Source organism: Providencia sp. PROV182 (genome assembly GCF_028480325.1).
Lineage (GTDB): Bacteria > Pseudomonadota > Gammaproteobacteria > Enterobacterales > Enterobacteriaceae > Providencia > Providencia hangzhouensis.
Genome location: NZ_JAMPOL010000004.1, coordinates 382679 through 401195, shown reverse-complemented (window position 1 = coordinate 401195; position 18517 = coordinate 382679). Strand labels below are relative to the sequence as shown.

Genomic DNA, 18517 nt, shown 5'->3' with positions numbered 1-18517 from the left:
TAAAACAGCACAGCGATGAGCTGTTTTACCATGAATGAAGATTAAACTGTTAACGGGCCGGCACGAATGCCGTGTACTTGAGCAATCCAAATTGCAGGTTGATAGGCAATAATATGGGGATAGTTATAATGACTAAATTGAATAACACTTTCATCCCACTGAAGTGAACGCTGTGCTAACATGGCATACAGCGTGTCTAACATCAGTTGTGGGGCAATAAGCTGTTCAGTCTCTTCTGTTGCAGCGTTTACATCATCGTCTTCTGTCGCCGAAAAAGCAAAAGTTAGCTGCCGAATAACGTTTCTTACCGCATGTTGCTGCCAGTAATTTACTGAATAAGATGACGATGATGACGAAGAGCGTTGGGAATTCTGTTGAGCAAATAAATTGTCAAAAGCATTCACAGCTTGGCTTTGGCGATTAACTGGAGAAGAGTTAACCTGTGTATGTTGAGAATCTGATAACGCATTTAAAATTGTAGGCAAGCCGACACCTGTGGCAACCACACCTAATAGCAGGTGGGACCAAAAGTATTTTCTACCAAGTTGTCGCCAAAAATTTAAAATGCCCATCAAACTCTTATATAATGAATAAGTGACAAAATTATTATTTGCAATTCGTTGTTTCATTCTCAGCTGGAGCTAAAAATGAGAGATAGTCATCCACAAGCACTTTTCGATGTTCTTGAAGGCTCATTGGCAACATCATCAAACACTTTACAAACTATTCAGCGTAATGCAAAAGCGATTATCAAACTGAATCGTGCTGTAAAAGGATTACTGCCGGCTGAAATCAAACCCATGTGCCGTGTTGCAAACTACCGTAATAATGTTATGGTCATTGAAGTGGCAAACGCCAGTTGGATGACCCGACTTAATTACGAAAAAATCAATCTTCTTTCTGCACTAAGAGCGTCCATTCTACCATCTTTATCTTCTATCGACATCAGAATCAATCCCGATCTTATGCGAAAATCGAGACAAAATAGTTCACTAACTAAGCAAACAGTCTCAATAAGTCAAAAAATGAACGAACGTCAGATAAGCCCACAAACTGCACAAGCGCTTTTGAAATTAGCCGAAAATAGCCCGAAAGGATTAAAAGAAAGGTTTGAGCGGCTGGCTGCGCTAGCCGGAGAGAGTACTAGCGCAACCAACAGAAAAGGCTAAATTCGATCAGTTCTCGAAGATAGCTGCATAATCAAATTTTATGCAAACACCGTTGAAGGTGCTTTGAATGCGACAGGCAATTGAGCTTCGTCTTCAAATGTGACGAGATCCCAAGCTGATTCTTTCGCTAAAACTGCTTGTAATAGCTTGTTATTCAATGCATGGCCTGATTTAAATGCTGTAAATGCGCCAATAATATTGTGCCCACACATGAATAAATCACCAATTGCATCCAACATTTTGTGACGAACGAATTCATCTTCAAAACGTAAGCCATCTTCGTTAAGAACTTTATAGTCATCAACAACGATGGCGCAGTCGAAACTACCGCCTAAGCATAAGCCTTTTGATTGCAGATATTCAATATCACGCATAAAGCCAAAAGTACGCGCACGGCTTATTTGATTTACAAATGATTCCGCTGAGAAATCAAGTGAGTAGCGTTGTGTGCTACTATCAATCGCTGGATGCTGAAAATCGATTGTGAAATCAAGGCTAAACCCATTATAAGGTCGCATTTCAGCCCATTTATCACCATCTTCAACACGTACTGTTTCTTTTATACGTAAAAATTTCTTTGCACAATTTAATTCTTCAATACCGCCATCAAGCAGTAAGAATACAAATGGTGCGGCACTGCCATCCATAATAGGGATTTCAGGCGCATTGACTTCAATAACAATGTTATCGATACCTAACCCTGCTAAGGCAGCATTCAAATGCTCAACAGTCGAAATACGCACATTATCTTCATTGACTAAGCAAGTACATAACATGGTGTCACGAACTGATTTCGCATCTGCCGGAAAATCAACCGGTGGATTAAGGTCAGTACGACGGTAGATGACCCCGGTATTGGCCGGCGCTGGACGTAATGTAAGCGTAACTTTCTTGCCGGTATGTAAACCAACACCAGTCGCTGTAATAATACGTTTTAGTGTCCGTTGTTTGATCATCGTATTTTTCTCGCAATGTTATAAGTCCTACTGATCATCATACAAGATAATCAGTAGGAAATTTTAGCACAAAAAGCGGAGAAACCAATATAAATAAAATTAATCAGCCTGTTTACGCAAGAACGCAGGAATATCAAGATAATCTGGTTCTTTATTTGTTTGCGTATTTTGGTCATTGACCGCTTTAGCCGCTGGTTTCTCTTCTGTTAATGAAGACATGCTATTTTGCATTTGCTGATAGCGCTGTTCCATTGACGCCTGCTGAGACATTTTATTGCTAACTAAAGTAATTTCTGGACGTTTGTCCATACCAATACCTGTAGCAACAACTGTAACACGCAGTTCTTCGTGCATTTCTGGGTCAAGAGATGTACCGATTACCACAGTTGCATTATCAGATGCGAAAGCACGAATAGTGTTACCCACCGTTTCAAACTCATCTAAACGCAGGTCGAAACCAGCCGTGATGTTAACTAATACACCACGTGCACCAGACAGGTCGATATCTTCAAGAAGTGGACTAGAAATAGCCATTTCTGCCGCTTCTTCTGCTCTATCTTCACCACGAGCAACACCTGACCCCATCATTGCGTAGCCCATTTCTGACATCACAGTACGTACGTCAGCAAAGTCTACGTTCATTAAACCTGGGCGTGTAATCAGTTCAGCGATACCTTGTACTGCACCTTTTAGTACGTCATTTGCCGCACCAAAAGCATCCAGTAATGAGATACCACGACCAAGTACTTTTAATAATTTATCATTTGGGATAGTGATCAGTGAGTCAACATGTTTTGACAACTCAGTGATACCTGCCTCTGCAAATGCCATGCGCTTTTTACCTTCGAAATTGAAAGGTTTAGTCACGACAGCAACTGTCAGAATACCCAATTCTTTGGCAACCTCGGCAACGACCGGAGCTGCACCAGTCCCTGTACCGCCACCCATACCTGCTGCGATAAAGACCATATCCGCGCCATCTAAAGCATTACGCAGCGCCTCACGGTCTTCTTCGGCGGCATTACGGCCAACTTCAGGGTTTGCACCTGCACCCAGACCTTTGGTAATACCGGTACCGATCTGGATAGTTTGTCCAACTGCGGTTTTACGCAGCGCTTGTGCATCTGTATTGACAGCGAAGAATTCAACGCCTTCAATACGTTCACGCACCATGTGTTCAACGGCGTTACCGCCGCCGCCGCCAACGCCGATGACTTTAATCACCGCATCGTTGGTTAGCTCCATTGGTTCAAACATAATGTCTCTCCGTTTTGTGCTTACTACTTTTGAAGCTAATAATATGCTTCTTTATCAAAATTAAAATTCTTTTCTCAGCCAACTGGTGATTTTACTAAACCATCCACTAACTGATGCACGTTTTTCTACTTCGGTATCATCGCCTAAATGGCTTTCTTTACCGTAATGCAGAAGCCCTACTGCTGTTGAATAATATGGCTCCTGCGCATAATCCGTTAACCCTGTGATGTTGAGCGGTGTACCAATTCGCACTTGCGTATGGAACACTTTTTGCGCACATTCGACTAAACCATCAATTTGTGCGGCCCCACCAGTCAACACGATACCAGCTGCCAAATGGTGTTTGACACCTTGTTGGCGTAACTGTTCCTGTAAATTTAAAATTTCTTCATTTACTAAGTTTAACAGCTCAGTATACCTTGGCTCTATCACTTCTGCTAAGGTTTGACGCTGTAGACTTCTTGGTGGTCGCCCACCAACACTTGGTACTTCCACGGTCTCGTCTTTACTCACGATAGAACCGACTGCACACCCATGACGCACTTTGATGGCTTCTGCATCACTAGGTGGTGTTCCAAACGCATAAGCGATGTCGCTTGTCACCACATTGCCTGCATACGGGATGACTTTTGTATGGCGCAAAGCCCCGCCAGTGTAAACCGCCATATCCATAGTGCCGCCACCGATATCAACGACACATACACCTAATTCACGCTCATCTTCCGTTAAAACACTATAACTTGCAGCGAGACCAGCAAAAATAAGCTGATCAACTTTTAACCCACAGCGTTCAACGGCTTTAACAATATTTTTTGCCATATCGTTATGGCAGGTGATCAAATGAACTTTGGCTTGCATACGTACACCGGATAAACCAACCGGATTTTTAATCCCTTCTTGGTAATCTATTGCAAATTCTTGCGGTATCACGTGCAAAACTCTGTGCTCATCGCGAACACGTACCGATTTTGCTGTATGCACAACACTGTCAACATCTTCTTGCGTCACTTCTTCTTCTGAAACTGGCACCATACCAATCTCATTTTGGCAACTGACGTGCTTACCCGATAGTGCAAGGTAAACTGATGAAATTTGGCAGTCGGCCATGAGTTCTGCCTGATCAATGGCTCTTTGTACACATTTTACCACTGATTCAAGGTCGTTTACGCCACCTTTGTCCATTCCACGAGATGGACAACTTCCCACCCCAATAATATTAACCATACCATCGGGCAGAATTTCGCCAACAAGGGCTGACACCTTGGAAGTTCCAATTTCAAGGCCTACCACTAATTTTCTGTCCGTTGCTTTAATCATTTTTTCTGCCTAATTTTTGTTATTAGTCATCGTCTTTATTGTAACTCCGGTGGAGCATCAACCAACAGTGGCGCCCAGCCCACCGCAGCACCACTGGAATAACGTAAGTCAACATAGTCAACGCGTTTATCCGTTGTTTGCTGCAAAAGCGGATACAGTTCAAGGAACCTATTTAACCGCTCTGACACATCTTTCTTACCCAATTCGATTCTAACATCGTTGTCTAAAATAATTTGCCATGCATTTCTGGCTGTCATCGATAGCGATTTTAGCTTTAGATTATGTGCAGCTAATGTGTTCTTAAAGACTGTGAACTCTTTAAGAACCTCTTTTTGGCTACCTTGTGGCCCATAAAGCAACACATAATCGCCTTTACCATTTTCACTAACCGGTAAGTTAAATACCCGACCTTGTTCATCCACCATGTTTTGGTCGTTCCACCTAGCGAATGGGCGGTATTCAACAATATGAATTTTCAATTCATCTGGCCATTGTTTACGCACAGTCACTTGGCGTACCCATGGCATCATGCTTATTTGCTTCTGGATAGCGTTGACATCGACGGTCATAAACGTCCCCGGCTGCCCTAGCGCTAAAATAGCCTTTCTAACATCATCATTTTTGGTGTAATGGCGCTCACCCGTTAACACTAACTTGGACATCGGCAGCCGATCCGCATCTTTCATCCAAGTCATTACCATCCAACCACTCCAGATGATAGTGCCAACCACAAATAGGAAGAAAAATAACCCACCTAAAAATGCACCATTACTAGGTCCTCCTGAACGAGGATCCTCATCGTTCTTTTGATTATGATGCCTAACATTTAGTGCTGCTTGTGACATATCAACGAGCCAATCTCAAAATTTGCACAACTAACTGTGAAAAACTCATACCTGCCTGACGAGCAGCCATTGGCACTAGGCTATGGCTTGTCATACCTGGCGATGTATTAACTTCCAACAGATAAAATTGGCCATCGCTGTCTTGCATTACATCAACTCGCCCCCAGCCTTCACAACCAACAACTTGGTAAGCTTTCAGCGCTAAGTCTGCGAGTTCTGACTCAAGCTGTTCATCTAAACCACTTGGGCAAAAATATTGAGTTTCATCAGATAAATATTTCGCTTCGTAGTCATAAAAAATACCTGGTGGTTGAATACGAATTGGCGGTAGAGTGTTGTCTCCTAACACCGCGACCGTGAACTCAGGACCACTCAGCCATTTTTCAATTAACAACGTTTCATCAAATTGAAACGCAAGATCCAGTGCAGCAGGCAATGCCTCTAAGTTATCAACTTTACTCATACCAACACTGGAGCCTTCAAGGCTTGGCTTCACGATAAGAGGTAATCCGAGAAATTGCACTTTAGCGACAATTTGCTCATAAGAAGCCTGCTTATACTGCTGTTTTGTTAAGTAAACATACGGCGATACACTTAATCCTGCACCTTGCCATAATTGTTTTGTTCTCAACTTATCCATGCTAAGCGCTGAAGCCATAACACCACTGCCGGTATAAGGCAGATTTAGTGTTTCTAACAGCCCTTGTAATGTACCGTCTTCACCACCGCGGCCATGTAACGCAATAAAAACTTTATTGAAACCTGCATCTTTCAATGTTTCTACAGGGAAATCTTGAGGGTCGATAGGATGTGCATCAATACCTGCTTGGCGTAAACCTGCCAGCACAGCATTTCCTGACTGAAGTGAAACTTCACGTTCAGCAGATGAGCCTCCTAATAGAACCGCAACTTTCTCTGTCATTTTTATTCCTCAATCATCGGTGGCTGTAATTTTGCTTCTGCTAGGCTTTTGGCTATTTTACCAATATTTCCTGCGCCTTGAACTAAAATTAAATCATTTTCATCAAGAGTTTGAGCTAAAATATGTGAAATTTGTTCAATATCTGCAACATAAATAGGATCAATCTGACCACGACCACGAATTGAGCGGCACAATGAGCGGCTATCCGCACCTGGTACATGCTTTTCGCCCGCTGAATATACGTCTAACATTAGCAGCACATCAACCTGCCCCAAAACGTTAACAAAATCATCGTATAAGTCACGAGTACGAGTATAGCGATGCGGTTGGAATACCATAACAATACGCTTATCTGGCCAGCCTGCTCTCGCGGCTTTAATCGTTGCATCCACTTCGGTTGGGTGATGACCATAGTCATCCACTAGCATCACTTCACCGTCTTTGCCATTCACATTTCGCAGAGGGAAATTCCCTAGGAAATCAAAGCGACGCCCTGTTCCTTGAAATTCAACTAGTGCAGATAAAATGTGTAAATCGTCAATGCCTTCTTCTGTGGCGACCGCCACTGCAGCTGTCGCATTGAGAGCATTGTGACGCCCTGGTGCATTTAGAACCACCGTCAGTTCTGGCATATTTTCACGGGCAATAGTGAAAAAGCCTTGATTTCCTTTTTGCTCATATTGCGTGATACGCACATCAGCGTCTTCACTAAAACCATAAGTGGTGATATAGCGACCAATTTTGGGTAGCAACGAACGAATGACTGGATCATCAATACACATCACTGCGCGCCCGTAAAATGGCAAATTGTGTAAGAAATTAATGAACGTATTCGTTAAATTATCGAAGTCACCTTGGTAAGTATCCATATGGTCTGCTTCGATATTGGTCACAACTGCAACTAACGGTTGCAAATGCAAGAATGAAGCATCGCTTTCATCGGCTTCTGCGATCAAGTAGCGGCTACTACCTAAACGTGCATGCGTTCCTGCTGATTTAACCAATCCCCCATTCACAAATGTGGGGTCAAGGCCTGCTTGTGCATAAATCCCAGAAATCATTGCTGTCGTAGTGGTTTTCCCGTGGGTACCTGCAACAGCAATGCCATGACGATAACGCATTAATTCCGCTAACATTTCCGCACGACGAATAACAGGAATACGCAATTCTTTGGCGGCTTGAATTTCTGGGTTCTCACTTGAGATCGCTGTTGATACGACGACGACGCTCGCATTTTCAACGTTCTCTGGGCGGTGATTAAAGTAAATCGTTGCCCCTAATGCAGTTAGTTGTTGAGTCACTGCATTCGGTGCTAAATCTGAACCACTAATTTCATAACCTTCATTTGCCAACACTTCAGCGATACCACCCATGCCAGCACCGCCGATGCCGACAAAATGGATGTGCCTGACTCTTCTCATTTCTGGCACTGATGTTCTTAATTTCGCTAATTGTTGTGTATTCACTATATTTCTTCGCTTCTAATTAATTCGGTATCAATTATGACTAATATTATTTAGCCACTTCACAGATCACGGCAGCAACTCGCTCTGTTGCATCAGTAATTGCACAACTATGTGCTTTTTCAGCCATTGAGAGTAATTCGTTTCTGTCCCATTGCCCTAATAAGCTCGCCACAGCATCTGCGGTAAATTGTGACTGTTCTAAAATTTTAGCCGCCCCCGCTTTTTCTAGCGGTAATGCGTTCCAATACTGTTGACGGTCTTTATGTTGAAAAGGAACAAAAATAGCCGGTAAACCTGCGGCTGCAATTTCACTTACGGTTAGTGCACCAGACCGACAAACAACAATATCTGCCCATGCGTAAGCTTGCGCCATATCATCAATAAATTCAGTAACTTTATACTCAGAATTGACTGAAACTTGCATGTGCTCATTATACAATGCTTCTGTCGATTCCTTACTGCCTTTTCCCGCTTGATGCCAGATATTTAACTGTTTGCCTACTTTTTCAGCAACCAGAGGCATCACTTGATTTAAAATCCGTGCCCCTTGGCTACCACCGACAACCAATACGCGTATAGCGCCTTCTCGGCCTGCTAAACGTTCCTGTGGCGCAGGTAGAGCCAAAACATCTTCCCGTACTGGGTTACCTACGACAGGTGCATCAGGAAATGCCCCCGGAAAAGCTTGTAATACTCTTTTTGCAATTCGAGATAGCCATTTATTCGTTAACCCTGCGATACCATTTTGTTCATGAAGCACAACGGGTACACCACATTGCCATGCCGCAATACCACCGGGCCCCGAAACATAGCCTCCCATGCCTAATACAGCATCTGGCTGATAACGCTTGATAATTGTTTTTGCTTGGCGAATCGCTTTATAAATACGCCATGGCGCCCCCAGTTGGGCGGCAATGCCTTTACCCCTGAGGCCAGAAATTTGAATAAATTCAATATCGATACCGTGTTTAGGCACTAATGTTGCTTCCATTCGGTCAGCCGTGCCTAACCAACGGATTTCCCACCCTTGAGCCTGCAAATAATGTGCCACGGCTAAACCTGGAAAAACATGTCCTCCAGTTCCACCTGCCATGACGAGTAATTTCTTTGCCTGACTCATTTAGTGCTCCTTACAAACGCCTGCGCTTTTTCAAGGCGTGTTTCAAAATCAATTCTCAGTAATATCGCAATGGCAGCAGCCATTACCAGTAAACTCGAACCACCATAACTAATTAATGGCAATGTTAAACCTTTTGTCGGTAACATACCGGATGCAGCCCCAACGTTAACTAAGGCTTGGAAGGTAAACCAAATACCAATTGAACAAGCTAAATAACCACCGAATAATTGGTTTGACATCAATGCGCGACGGCCAATCATCATTGCTCTAAATGCCAACATAAAGACCATCAGCAGAACCAATACAACGCCAAAGTACCCGAGTTCCTCAGCTAAAACCGAGAAAATAAAGTCTGTGTGTGCTTCTGGCAAATACTCTAATTTTTGTACTGAATTACCAAGCCCTTGCCCAAACACTTCACCACGACCAAAAGCCATTAAAGATTGGGTTAGCTGATAACCACTGCCAAACGGGTCATCCCACGGGTTCAAAAACGATGTAACACGACGTAAGCGGTACGGCTCAAACCAAATCAAAGCCAATACCCCCACTGCGCAAGCGGCAATACCAATAATAAACGGCGCTAACCTTGCGCCCGCTAAAAATAACAATCCCAGAGTGGTAACCACTAATACGATAACGGTCCCTAAGTCAGGCTGTAATAAAAGCAATGACGCCATAACAATCAAAATACACATCGGTTTAATAAAGCCAAGAAAACGGGTTCTGACTTCATCGGATTTACGCACCAAGTAACTGGACACATAGCAAAACAACGTAAATTTCGAAATTTCTGCTGGTTGAATTTTTACCAAACCGATGTCTATCCAGCGTGATGCCCCGTTAACTGAACTTCCTGCAACCAGCACCACCACTAGCATGCCAAGTGAAACCATCAACAAAATGAAATTGTACTTTTCCCAAACTGCCATCGGGATACGCATGACACCCAACGCTAAAATAAATGCGATAACGATATACACCACATCACGCTTAGCGAAATAGAACGGGTCTTCTGTTAAGCGTTGGCCAACTGGCATGGAAGCGGATGTGACCATGATAAAACCTACTGCGGCTAAACCGAATGCCAACCACACTAATGTACGGTCGTAAAGCGTTGAGCCTGAAATCACGCCATTTTTTTCACCAATGACCCAATTTTTTAAACGCATCGCACCCGGTATCGTCATTAACCTAACTCCTGGGCTAATTGAGCAAAGACAGTTCCACGCTGCTCAAAACTTTTAAACTGATCCAAACTGGCACATGCAGGGGATAACAGCACCATGTCCCCCGCTTTTAATTGTGGTGCAATTTGGCGTAAGCTTTGTTCCATAGTCTCAGTCAATACTGATTTTTCAGGTGCCATATCAGCTAATGCTTTCCCATCGCGACCAAAGCAATATAAGCGGTAGTTATCCGCAGCAATATATTGTTTTAATGGTGAAAAATCGGCTGACTTGCCATCCCCACCTAATAATAAATAGATATTTCCATCCACGTGTAACCCATTTAACGCCGCTTCTGTACTTCCAACATTTGTGGCTTTAGAGTCATTAATCCAGCGAACACCGTTATTGAATAACACTAATTCGAAACGATGTGCTAACCCCGTATATTCTTTCAATACTTGAAGGCAAGCTGGACGAGGAATATCCACTGCATCCGCCAATGCTAACGCGGCTAACGCATTAAGGTAATTGTGTTGGCCGGTTAAGTGCATTTCATTGACATCTAATAGCTCTTTTCCTTGAGCCACTAACACCCGTTTTTGGGTATCAAAGAAATAATCACCACTATTTAAGCCAAAGCTAATGCATTCATCCAAAGTATGATTAGCGGGTAAGGTCAGTATATCTTGTACGTTAACAATGCAGTTTTGAGCATTGTGATAAATTTTTAATTTCGCTTCACGGTACTGTTCTAGACCTAATGGATATCTATCCATATGATCTTCACTAATATTTAAGACTGTCGCGGCGGTCGCTTCTAAACTTGAAGTGGTTTCTAATTGGAAGCTGGAAAGTTCTAAAACGTACAGATTATGCCCTGCATTGAGTAATGAAAGTGCTGGCGTACCAATGTTGCCACCTACACCAACTGAAATACCCGCTGCTTTAGCCATTTCGCCAACCAATGACGTGACAGTGCTTTTACCATTTGAACCTGTAATCGCGACAATCGGTGCATCTGCTTCACGGCAAAATAATTCGATATCACCCACAATTTCGATGCCATTTTCTGCAGCCTGCTGTAATTGAGGGGTCGCTAACGCAATTCCTGGACTAGCAACAATTAAATCGGCGGCCTGTAACCAGCTATTATTCAAACTGCCACTATGGCATTCTACATTTTCTGGGAGTTTATCTATACCAGGCGGTACTGCACGGGTATCCATAACGCGAGGCACCACGCCGCGCTCAAGGAAAAAGTGAACGCAAGATAGGCCGGTGATCCCCAGCCCAATAATAACGACGTTCTTACCCTGATAATCAACCATCTTAACGCACCTTCAAGGTTGCCAGCCCAATCAGGACTAGCATTAACGAGATAATCCAGAAACGCACGATAACACGTGGTTCTGGCCAACCCTTCAATTCATAATGGTGGTGAATTGGTGCCATACGGAAAATACGTTGTCCACGCAATTTAAATGAACCGACTTGTAAAATAACTGACAGCGTCTCAACGACGAACACACCGCCCATAATCACTAATAAAAACTCTTGGCGCAGTAATACCGCAATAGTCCCCAGTGCACCGCCAAGCGCCAATGAGCCGACATCGCCCATAAATACTTGCGCTGGGTATGTGTTAAACCATAAGAAGCCTAACCCTGCCCCCACAATGGCAGTACAGACAATCACCAGTTCACCTGCATGGGGTAAAAATGGAATATGTAAGTAACTGGCAAAGTTGACGTTACCTGTTGCCCATGCCACTAATGCAAAACCTGCGGCAACAAATACCGTTGGCATGATAGCTAAGCCATCCAAGCCATCGGTTAGGTTTACTGCGTTACTGGTTCCAACAATCACAAAATAGGTCAGCAAAATATACAGCATGCCCAGTTGTGGCATTACGTCTTTGAAAAATGGTACAACTAACTGAGTTGCTGGGGTATCTTTACCAATCGCGTACATGGAAAAGGCAACAATTAACGCAATCACGGATTGCCAGAAATATTTCCAACGCGCGATTAAGCCACGAGTGTCTTTACGAACCACTTTCCGGTAGTCGTCAACAAAACCGACAATGCCATACCCGACTAGCACGAGTAGTACACACCAAACGTAAGGGTTGTCTAATCGAGCCCATAACAATGTTGAAACGGTAATTGAAAATAAAATCAATAACCCGCCCATGGTTGGGGTTCCACGCTTACTAAAGTGAGACTCAGGGCCTTCGTTACGAACGACTTGACCAATTTGCATTTTCTGCAGGTAAGCAATTAAATGAGGCCCCATCCACAGAGCAATGGCGAGTGCCGTCAGCAAACCGACAATGGCCCTGAACGTCAAATAAGAAAAGACGTTCAGAACAGAAAACTTGTGGACTAACATTTCGGCAAGCCAGACTAACATTCGAAGCACTCCTTCAATGCATTCACAACATCTTCCATCGCGGAGCTGCGTGAACCTTTAACTAAAATAGAAACAACGTCCTTCTGCTGCGCTAGCGGAATTAGTCGGGTTAATAAATCTGCTTTCACTGTGAAGTGCTCACCACACTCACTAAATTGGCTGATCAACTCACTTAACTGACCAACACTGAATACCTTATCTAAACCCGCCTGCTTAGCGGCAACACCTACACGTTGGTGGCAATCTTCGGCATAATCACCCAGTTCCCCCATATCCCCTACCACTAAGATGCGGTAACCCGGCATTTTTTCGAGGACCTGAATTGCTGCGATCATTGAGCCATCATTGGCGTTATAAGTGTCATCTAATACCACTTTGTGTTCACTCAAGCGCACAGGGTATAAACGCCCAGGTACCGCTTGCGTTTTTGCTATGCCGTTTTTGATATCTTCTAGGCTAGCGCCGACAGAAATCGCCAATGCACTTGCCGCTAACACATTAGCAATGTTATGCCGCCCTGGTAATGGCAAGGTGATATCGACACTACCAACAGGGGTATGTAACACAAAATCTGTTGTTAGCTGTTTCACTTGAATATCAGAAGGATAGAAATCCGCTTTTGCTTGTGAAGTTAGCGAGTAATACCAAACAGTTTGGCGTGGCTGAAACTGCCATTTTTCACTGTAGCTATCAAGGTTAACAATTGCGGTTCCTTCTTCTGGAACACCTTGATAAATTTCACCTTTGGCTGTCGCAACCCCTTCCGGTGAACCAAAGCCCGCTAAGTGCGCAGCAAATAAATTGTTAACTAACGCCGCTTCTGGTTTAACAATATTGGTTGTGTAGGCGATTTCATTAGGGTGATTAGCACCCATTTCTATCACAGCGAATTCATCATCATTTGTTAAACGAAATAGTGTCAAAGGCACACCAATATCGTTGTTTAAATTACCGGCGGTATATAAGGTTTTACCGCGCTCAGATAAAATAGATGCTGTCATTTCTTTAACAGATGTTTTGCCCGAAGACCCCGTCAAGCCAACGATTCGAGCTCTGCTCTGCTGACGAACCCATGCAGCCAATTGGCCCATCGCAATACGCGAGTCTTTCACGATAACTTGTGGGCAATCTACATTCAGCTTGCGCTCAACAAGTAACGCTTTAGCTCCCGTAACCACCACTTGTTGTGCGAAATCATGGGCGTCGAAGCGTTCACCTTTTAAGGCAATAAATAGGCAATTTTCAGCAATTTTGCGGCTATCGGTACTAACAGAGCTAATCAAAACATTGGTATCTGGAGCAGACTCAATCTGCCCTTGGGTAATCTGTGCCAGCTGAGCGAGTGTTAAAGAGATCATGCGATTACCCCCAACAAACGTGCCACCGTTAAACGGTCGGAGTAATCTAGCTTGCGCTGACCAATAATTTGATAATCTTCATGACCTTTGCCTGCAATCACAATCACATCATCAGGAGATGCCTGCAAAATGGTGTTTGTCACTGCTTCTGGACGACCTGGAATGGCCAAGGCACGGCTGGAATCTAATAGTCCAGCCATGATGTCATTAATAATGTCGATAGGGTCTTCGCTGCGCGGGTTGTCATCTGTGATCACGATTTTATCTGCATATTCTTCTGCTGCGGCTCCCATCAGAGGGCGCTTACCTTTGTCACGGTCACCACCGCAACCAAATACACACCATAATTGCCCTTTGCAATGTAAGCGTGCTGCCGCTAAGGCTTTTTCTAAGGCATCAGGAGTATGCGCATAATCAACAACAACTGTCGGTTTATTCGGTGCACTAAACACTTCCATACGGCCGCAAACTGGTGACAATGAAGATGTAGCAGCCAGCAGTTTGTTTAACGGATAATCCATCATCAGCAAAGTTGCCATTGCCACTAATAAGTTGCTGACATTAAATGCTCCCATCAATGGGCTTTCAAAGTCACCATTTCCCCATGAGGAATCAAAATGGATAGTGGCGCCTTTGTCGTGGTATTCAACTTCCGTTGCTTTTAACCATGGGCCTTGCCAATCTTGAGGAATTTTGTTTTCCATGGTCACCGCGCACGCTTGTGGTAAACGCTGCAGCCACTTCAAACCAATCGCATCATCCGCATTGATAATTTGCGATTTTGTATTATGTGTGGAAAACAATAGCCATTTAGCGGCTTCATAGCTTTCCATATCGCCGTGATAATCAAGGTGATCACGGCTTAAATTAGTGAACACAGCGGCATCGAACTGTAAGTCTGCGACACGGCCTTGCACTAATCCATGGGAAGAAACTTCCATCGCTGTTAATGTTGCTTTTTGGTTCAATAACTGGGTCAATTCAAGTTGAATATCTACCGCAGAGCCCGTGGTATTTTCGCTTGGTGACACATGGCCTAATAGGCCATTACCCACGGTTCCCATTACTGCGCTAGTTTCCCCTAGCCCTTGAGCCCACTGAGCAATTAATTGTGTGGTGGTGGTTTTACCGTTAGTCCCCGTCACACCAACGAGTTTCATTTTTGCAGAAGGTTGGTGGTAAAACTCACCGGCCAGTGCAGATAAACGGTTATTCAGGTCATTCAAATAAATAACAGGTACGCCATGAACGAAACGAATTTCGCCTTCAACGGCTTCACCTTCCGCCTCTGCTATTACAGCGGAAACCCCTTGAGCAATCGCTTGAGGAATATAGTGTCGCCCATCCGATTGATGACCTTTTATTGCAATAAACAGATCGCCCGCGGCAGCCTTTCGACTGTCTAGCGTCATCTCACGCAGTGAGATTGGAGTTGTGCTCACACCAAAGGGTGAGAGTAGGTCACAAAGATTACGATCTGCCACTTTTAACCTCTTTTTGACTATTTACGATTTCATTTTGTTCGTTTGGTTGCAATGCATCGGGTTCAACATTCATCAACCGCAAGACCCCACCCATGATTGAGCCAAATACGGGGGCAGAAACCGCACCACCATAGTATTTACCTGCACTTGGCTCATTGATAAGCACAACTAACGCATAGCGTGGATTACTCGCAGGCGCAACACCTGCGGCATAAGCTAAATATTTATTAACATAGCGCCCTTCAGGGCCCACTTTTTTTGCTGTACCGGTTTTAATGGCAATGCGATAGCCTTTAATGGCTGCTCGAGCTCCCCCGCCGCCGGGTAGAGCTACACTCTCCATCATATGCACCACAGTACGCATAATTGGCTCAGGAAAAACACGCGTCCCTGGCACGGGAGGGTCAACTTTAGTGATTGATAGAGGCCGGTAAATACCGAAACTCCCTATCGTTGCATAGGCTCGCGCTAACTGTAACGGTGTTACCATTTGCCCGTAGCCAAAAGAAAAGGTGGCCCTTTCTAAATCAGACCACCGTGTTTTTTTACTTGGAAAGATGCCACTACTTTCCCCGACTAACCCCAGATTAGTCGGCTTGCCAAACCCAAAGCGGCTATACACATCCACCAGCTCAGTGGCAGGCATCGCTAACGCAAGTTTTGAAACACCTACGTTACTCGACTTCTGTAAAATCCCAGTAATAGTTAGCTCAGCGTATCGTGCTACGTCTTTGATCTCATGACCACTAATACGATACGGATAAGTATTAATTACTGAGTTTTCTTTAATAATTTTGTTATGTAGCGCACTCATTACCACCATAGGTTTTACTGTTGAGCCCGGCTCAAAAATATCCGTAATGGCGCGGTTACGCATCGCATCCATTGATGTACCCGTTAAGTTATTTGGGTTATAGGATGGGCTATTCGCCATTGCTAAAATTTCACCGGTATGAACATCAACTAAAATTGCCACCCCCGATTCCGCTTTATTTTCCTGCACGCCACGTGTTAATTCACGGTAAACAATGGATTGAATACGTTCATCAATGCTTAATGTCAGATTATGCGCAGCTTGGCTGTCAATAGACGAAATGGTTTCAATCACTCGCCCATTACGGTCTTTACGGACTGTACGTTCACCCGGCGCACCTTTTAACCAACGGTCAAAGCTTTTTTCGACGCCTTCAATCCCTTCACCATCAATGTTTGTTACCCCCAACAAGTGAGCGGTAACTGGGCCTGATGGGTAATAACGACGAGATTCTTTGCGTAAGTAAATACCCGGTATTTTTAATTTTTTAACGTAATCACCAATAGATGGGTTAACTTGGCGCGCTAAATACACAAAACGGCCTCTTGGATTGGCCGATATTTTGCTCGTAATTTGTTCTAATGGAATTTCAAGTGCGTCTGCCAGTGCTTTCCAGTGTTCGTCATTGCTTATTCCCCCTTTTTCAAATACCTCTTTGGGGTCTGCCCAGATCGCATTGACTGGCACACTCACGGCAAGTTGCCGCCCTTCTCGGTCGCTAATCATACCTCGTGATGTCGCAACTTCTTGCACTCGTAAAGAGCGCATATCGCCTTCTTTCACCAGTTTCTCTGGCGCAATAATTTGCAGATAAGCCACCCGCGTTAGCAACCCTGCTAACGCTAAGACAATGCATCCGCACAGCAAAATAAAGCGCCAGCGGACAAAGCTGGTACTCTCTTCTTGTTTCTTATTTTTCGCTGTTTTTGGTGCTTTCATTAGGAACCTTTTTATTGCTTAGAAACAATAATTTTTTCTTGTGATGGTTCAACTTGCACCATCTGTAATTTTTCAACCGATAAACGTTCTATTCGGCTATGGCTCGCAAGGGCGTTTTCTTCAAGGATCAAATTACGCCATTCGATATCTAACAAGTCTTTTTCTTCATACAACTTATCTTTTGCGGCCGTTAGTAAACGAGTTTCATGTGCCGTCGTTACCACAAAAACAGCACTGATAATAATTGCCACTAATAAAATCAAAGGAACGATGCCATAACGAAATAAATCACGCCCAATGACGCGAGCTAGGCTGTGCCTTTCTGGAACCATTATTCCGCCGCCTTCTCAGCAAACCGCAACACGGAACTACGTGCGCGTGGATTTTCATCAATTTCGTTTTCCGAAGGTTTCATCTTACCTAGGTCACGTAACTGCGCTGCACCTAATTCTTTAATCTGCGCTTCAGTAAGAGGAATACCTGCTGGCACCGATGGACCTTTACTATTTTTGCGAATAAACCGTTTTACTAACCTGTCTTCCAACGAATGGAAACTGATAACTGATAAACGCCCTTGTGGTGCTAAAACGTTCATTGCGCCTTCTAACGCTTTTTCTATTTCTTCCAATTCACTGTTGATATAAATTCGAATGGCTTGGAAGCTACGCGTCGCTGGGTGCTTATGTCTGTCTTTCATTGGGCTAACTTTTGCAATTAATTCAGCAAGATGCCGTGTGCGTGTTAACGGTTCTTCTTCCGGGTTATGGTTACGCTCAACAATCGCTCTCGCAATTCGTTTAGCAAAACGCTCTTCACCAAAAGTTTTTAAAACCCAAGCTATGTCATCCGCTTCTGCGTCCATCAACCATTGCTGTGCAGATTGCCCTTTGGTTGGGTCCATCCTCATATCTAACGGCCCGTCACGCATAAAGGAAAAACCGCGTTCAGGGTCATCTAACTGGGGTGAAGAAACGCCTAAATCCAGCAGTACGCCATCAATTTGCCCGACTAACCCTTCTTCTTCGACATACTCTGCAATCGCAGAAAATGGGCCATGTTTAATCATAAAACGAGGGTCATCAATAGTTTGAGCCGCTTTTATTGCCTCTGGGTCACGGTCTATGGCGATTAAACGACCATTTTCGCCAAGCTGACTTAATATCAACCTTGAATGACCACCACGACCAAATGTGCCATCAATGTAGATACCGTTAGGTTTAATGTTTAAGCCATTAACGGCTTCATCCAGTAATACTGTTACGTGTTTAAATTGCTGTTGCGTCATT

Annotated in this window: 17 protein-coding genes; 1 reads left to right on the top strand and 16 read right to left on the bottom strand. The window is 44.0% G+C overall.

Features of this window, described 5'->3' with window-relative positions; translation table 11 throughout:
* Window positions 1-41: 41 nt before the first annotated feature.
* Window positions 42-572 carry a secA translation cis-regulator SecM gene (gene secM / locus PR834_RS04545; RefSeq protein ID WP_094961382.1) on the bottom strand — a complete coding sequence of 177 codons (531 nt, stop codon included), beginning with the start codon at window positions 570-572 and terminating at the stop codon, window positions 42-44.
* Window positions 573-647: 75 nt separating this feature from the next.
* Between secM and PR834_RS04540 the strand changes: the two genes are divergently transcribed.
* Window positions 648-1169, top strand: coding sequence for a DUF721 domain-containing protein (locus PR834_RS04540; protein WP_112307197.1), 522 nt, complete (start codon window positions 648-650; stop codon window positions 1167-1169).
* 38 nt (window positions 1170-1207) lie between these two features.
* Here PR834_RS04540 and lpxC read toward each other — a convergent pair whose 3' ends face one another.
* From lpxC to rsmH, 15 genes are all read right to left on the bottom strand, one after another.
* A complete protein-coding gene (lpxC, locus tag PR834_RS04535) occupies window positions 1208-2125 on the bottom strand; it encodes a UDP-3-O-acyl-N-acetylglucosamine deacetylase (protein ID WP_004262020.1) in 918 nt (305 codons plus the stop codon).
* Between the two features lie 99 nt (window positions 2126-2224).
* Window positions 2225-3382 carry a cell division protein FtsZ gene (gene ftsZ / locus PR834_RS04530; RefSeq protein ID WP_004262022.1) on the bottom strand — a complete coding sequence of 386 codons (1158 nt, stop codon included), beginning with the start codon at window positions 3380-3382 and terminating at the stop codon, window positions 2225-2227.
* 60 nt (window positions 3383-3442) lie between these two features.
* Window positions 3443-4699, bottom strand: a complete 1257-nt coding sequence (gene ftsA / locus PR834_RS04525) for a cell division protein FtsA (protein WP_272536467.1) — start codon at window positions 4697-4699, stop codon at window positions 3443-3445.
* 35 nt (window positions 4700-4734) lie between these two features.
* Complete coding sequence (gene ftsQ, locus PR834_RS04520) at window positions 4735-5544, bottom strand: cell division protein FtsQ (RefSeq protein ID WP_004262025.1); 810 nt, start codon at window positions 5542-5544, stop codon at window positions 4735-4737.
* A 1-nt stretch (window position 5545) separates the two neighbouring features.
* A complete protein-coding gene (locus tag PR834_RS04515; RefSeq protein WP_112307299.1) occupies window positions 5546-6466 on the bottom strand; it encodes a D-alanine--D-alanine ligase in 921 nt (306 codons plus the stop codon).
* A 2-nt stretch (window positions 6467-6468) separates the two neighbouring features.
* Window positions 6469-7932 (bottom strand): UDP-N-acetylmuramate--L-alanine ligase, encoded by a 1464-nt coding sequence (murC, locus tag PR834_RS04510; protein WP_272536466.1) that lies wholly within the window; start codon window positions 7930-7932, stop codon window positions 6469-6471.
* Between the two features lie 46 nt (window positions 7933-7978).
* Complete coding sequence (gene murG, locus PR834_RS04505; RefSeq protein WP_004262030.1) at window positions 7979-9052, bottom strand: undecaprenyldiphospho-muramoylpentapeptide beta-N-acetylglucosaminyltransferase; 1074 nt, start codon at window positions 9050-9052, stop codon at window positions 7979-7981.
* Complete coding sequence (gene ftsW, locus PR834_RS04500; protein WP_004262031.1) at window positions 9049-10242, bottom strand: cell division protein FtsW; 1194 nt, start codon at window positions 10240-10242, stop codon at window positions 9049-9051. The genes murG and ftsW overlap by 4 nt, the downstream gene beginning before the upstream one ends.
* Window positions 10242-11552, bottom strand: a complete 1311-nt coding sequence (gene murD / locus PR834_RS04495; RefSeq protein WP_272536465.1) for a UDP-N-acetylmuramoyl-L-alanine--D-glutamate ligase — start codon at window positions 11550-11552, stop codon at window positions 10242-10244. The genes ftsW and murD overlap by 1 nt, the downstream gene beginning before the upstream one ends.
* Before the next feature lies 1 nt (window position 11553).
* On the bottom strand, window positions 11554-12636 hold the full coding sequence (gene mraY, locus PR834_RS04490) for a phospho-N-acetylmuramoyl-pentapeptide-transferase (RefSeq protein WP_004262035.1): 1083 nt from the start codon (window positions 12634-12636) through the stop codon (window positions 11554-11556).
* On the bottom strand, window positions 12630-13994 hold the full coding sequence (gene murF / locus PR834_RS04485) for a UDP-N-acetylmuramoyl-tripeptide--D-alanyl-D-alanine ligase (protein ID WP_004262037.1): 1365 nt from the start codon (window positions 13992-13994) through the stop codon (window positions 12630-12632). The genes mraY and murF overlap by 7 nt, the downstream gene beginning before the upstream one ends.
* Window positions 13991-15478, bottom strand: a complete 1488-nt coding sequence (gene murE / locus PR834_RS04480; protein ID WP_110592161.1) for a UDP-N-acetylmuramoyl-L-alanyl-D-glutamate--2,6-diaminopimelate ligase — start codon at window positions 15476-15478, stop codon at window positions 13991-13993. The genes murF and murE overlap by 4 nt, the downstream gene beginning before the upstream one ends.
* A complete protein-coding gene (ftsI, locus tag PR834_RS04475) occupies window positions 15465-17231 on the bottom strand; it encodes a peptidoglycan glycosyltransferase FtsI (protein WP_004262040.1) in 1767 nt (588 codons plus the stop codon). The genes murE and ftsI overlap by 14 nt, the downstream gene beginning before the upstream one ends.
* An 11-nt stretch (window positions 17232-17242) precedes the next feature.
* Entirely contained in the window at window positions 17243-17563 is a 321-nt protein-coding gene (gene ftsL, locus PR834_RS04470; protein ID WP_004262041.1) for a cell division protein FtsL, read from the bottom strand.
* On the bottom strand, window positions 17563-18516 hold the full coding sequence (gene rsmH, locus PR834_RS04465; protein WP_004262042.1) for a 16S rRNA (cytosine(1402)-N(4))-methyltransferase RsmH: 954 nt from the start codon (window positions 18514-18516) through the stop codon (window positions 17563-17565). Before rsmH ends, ftsL begins: the two co-directional genes overlap by 1 nt.
* Between the last annotated feature and the right edge of the window lies 1 nt (window position 18517).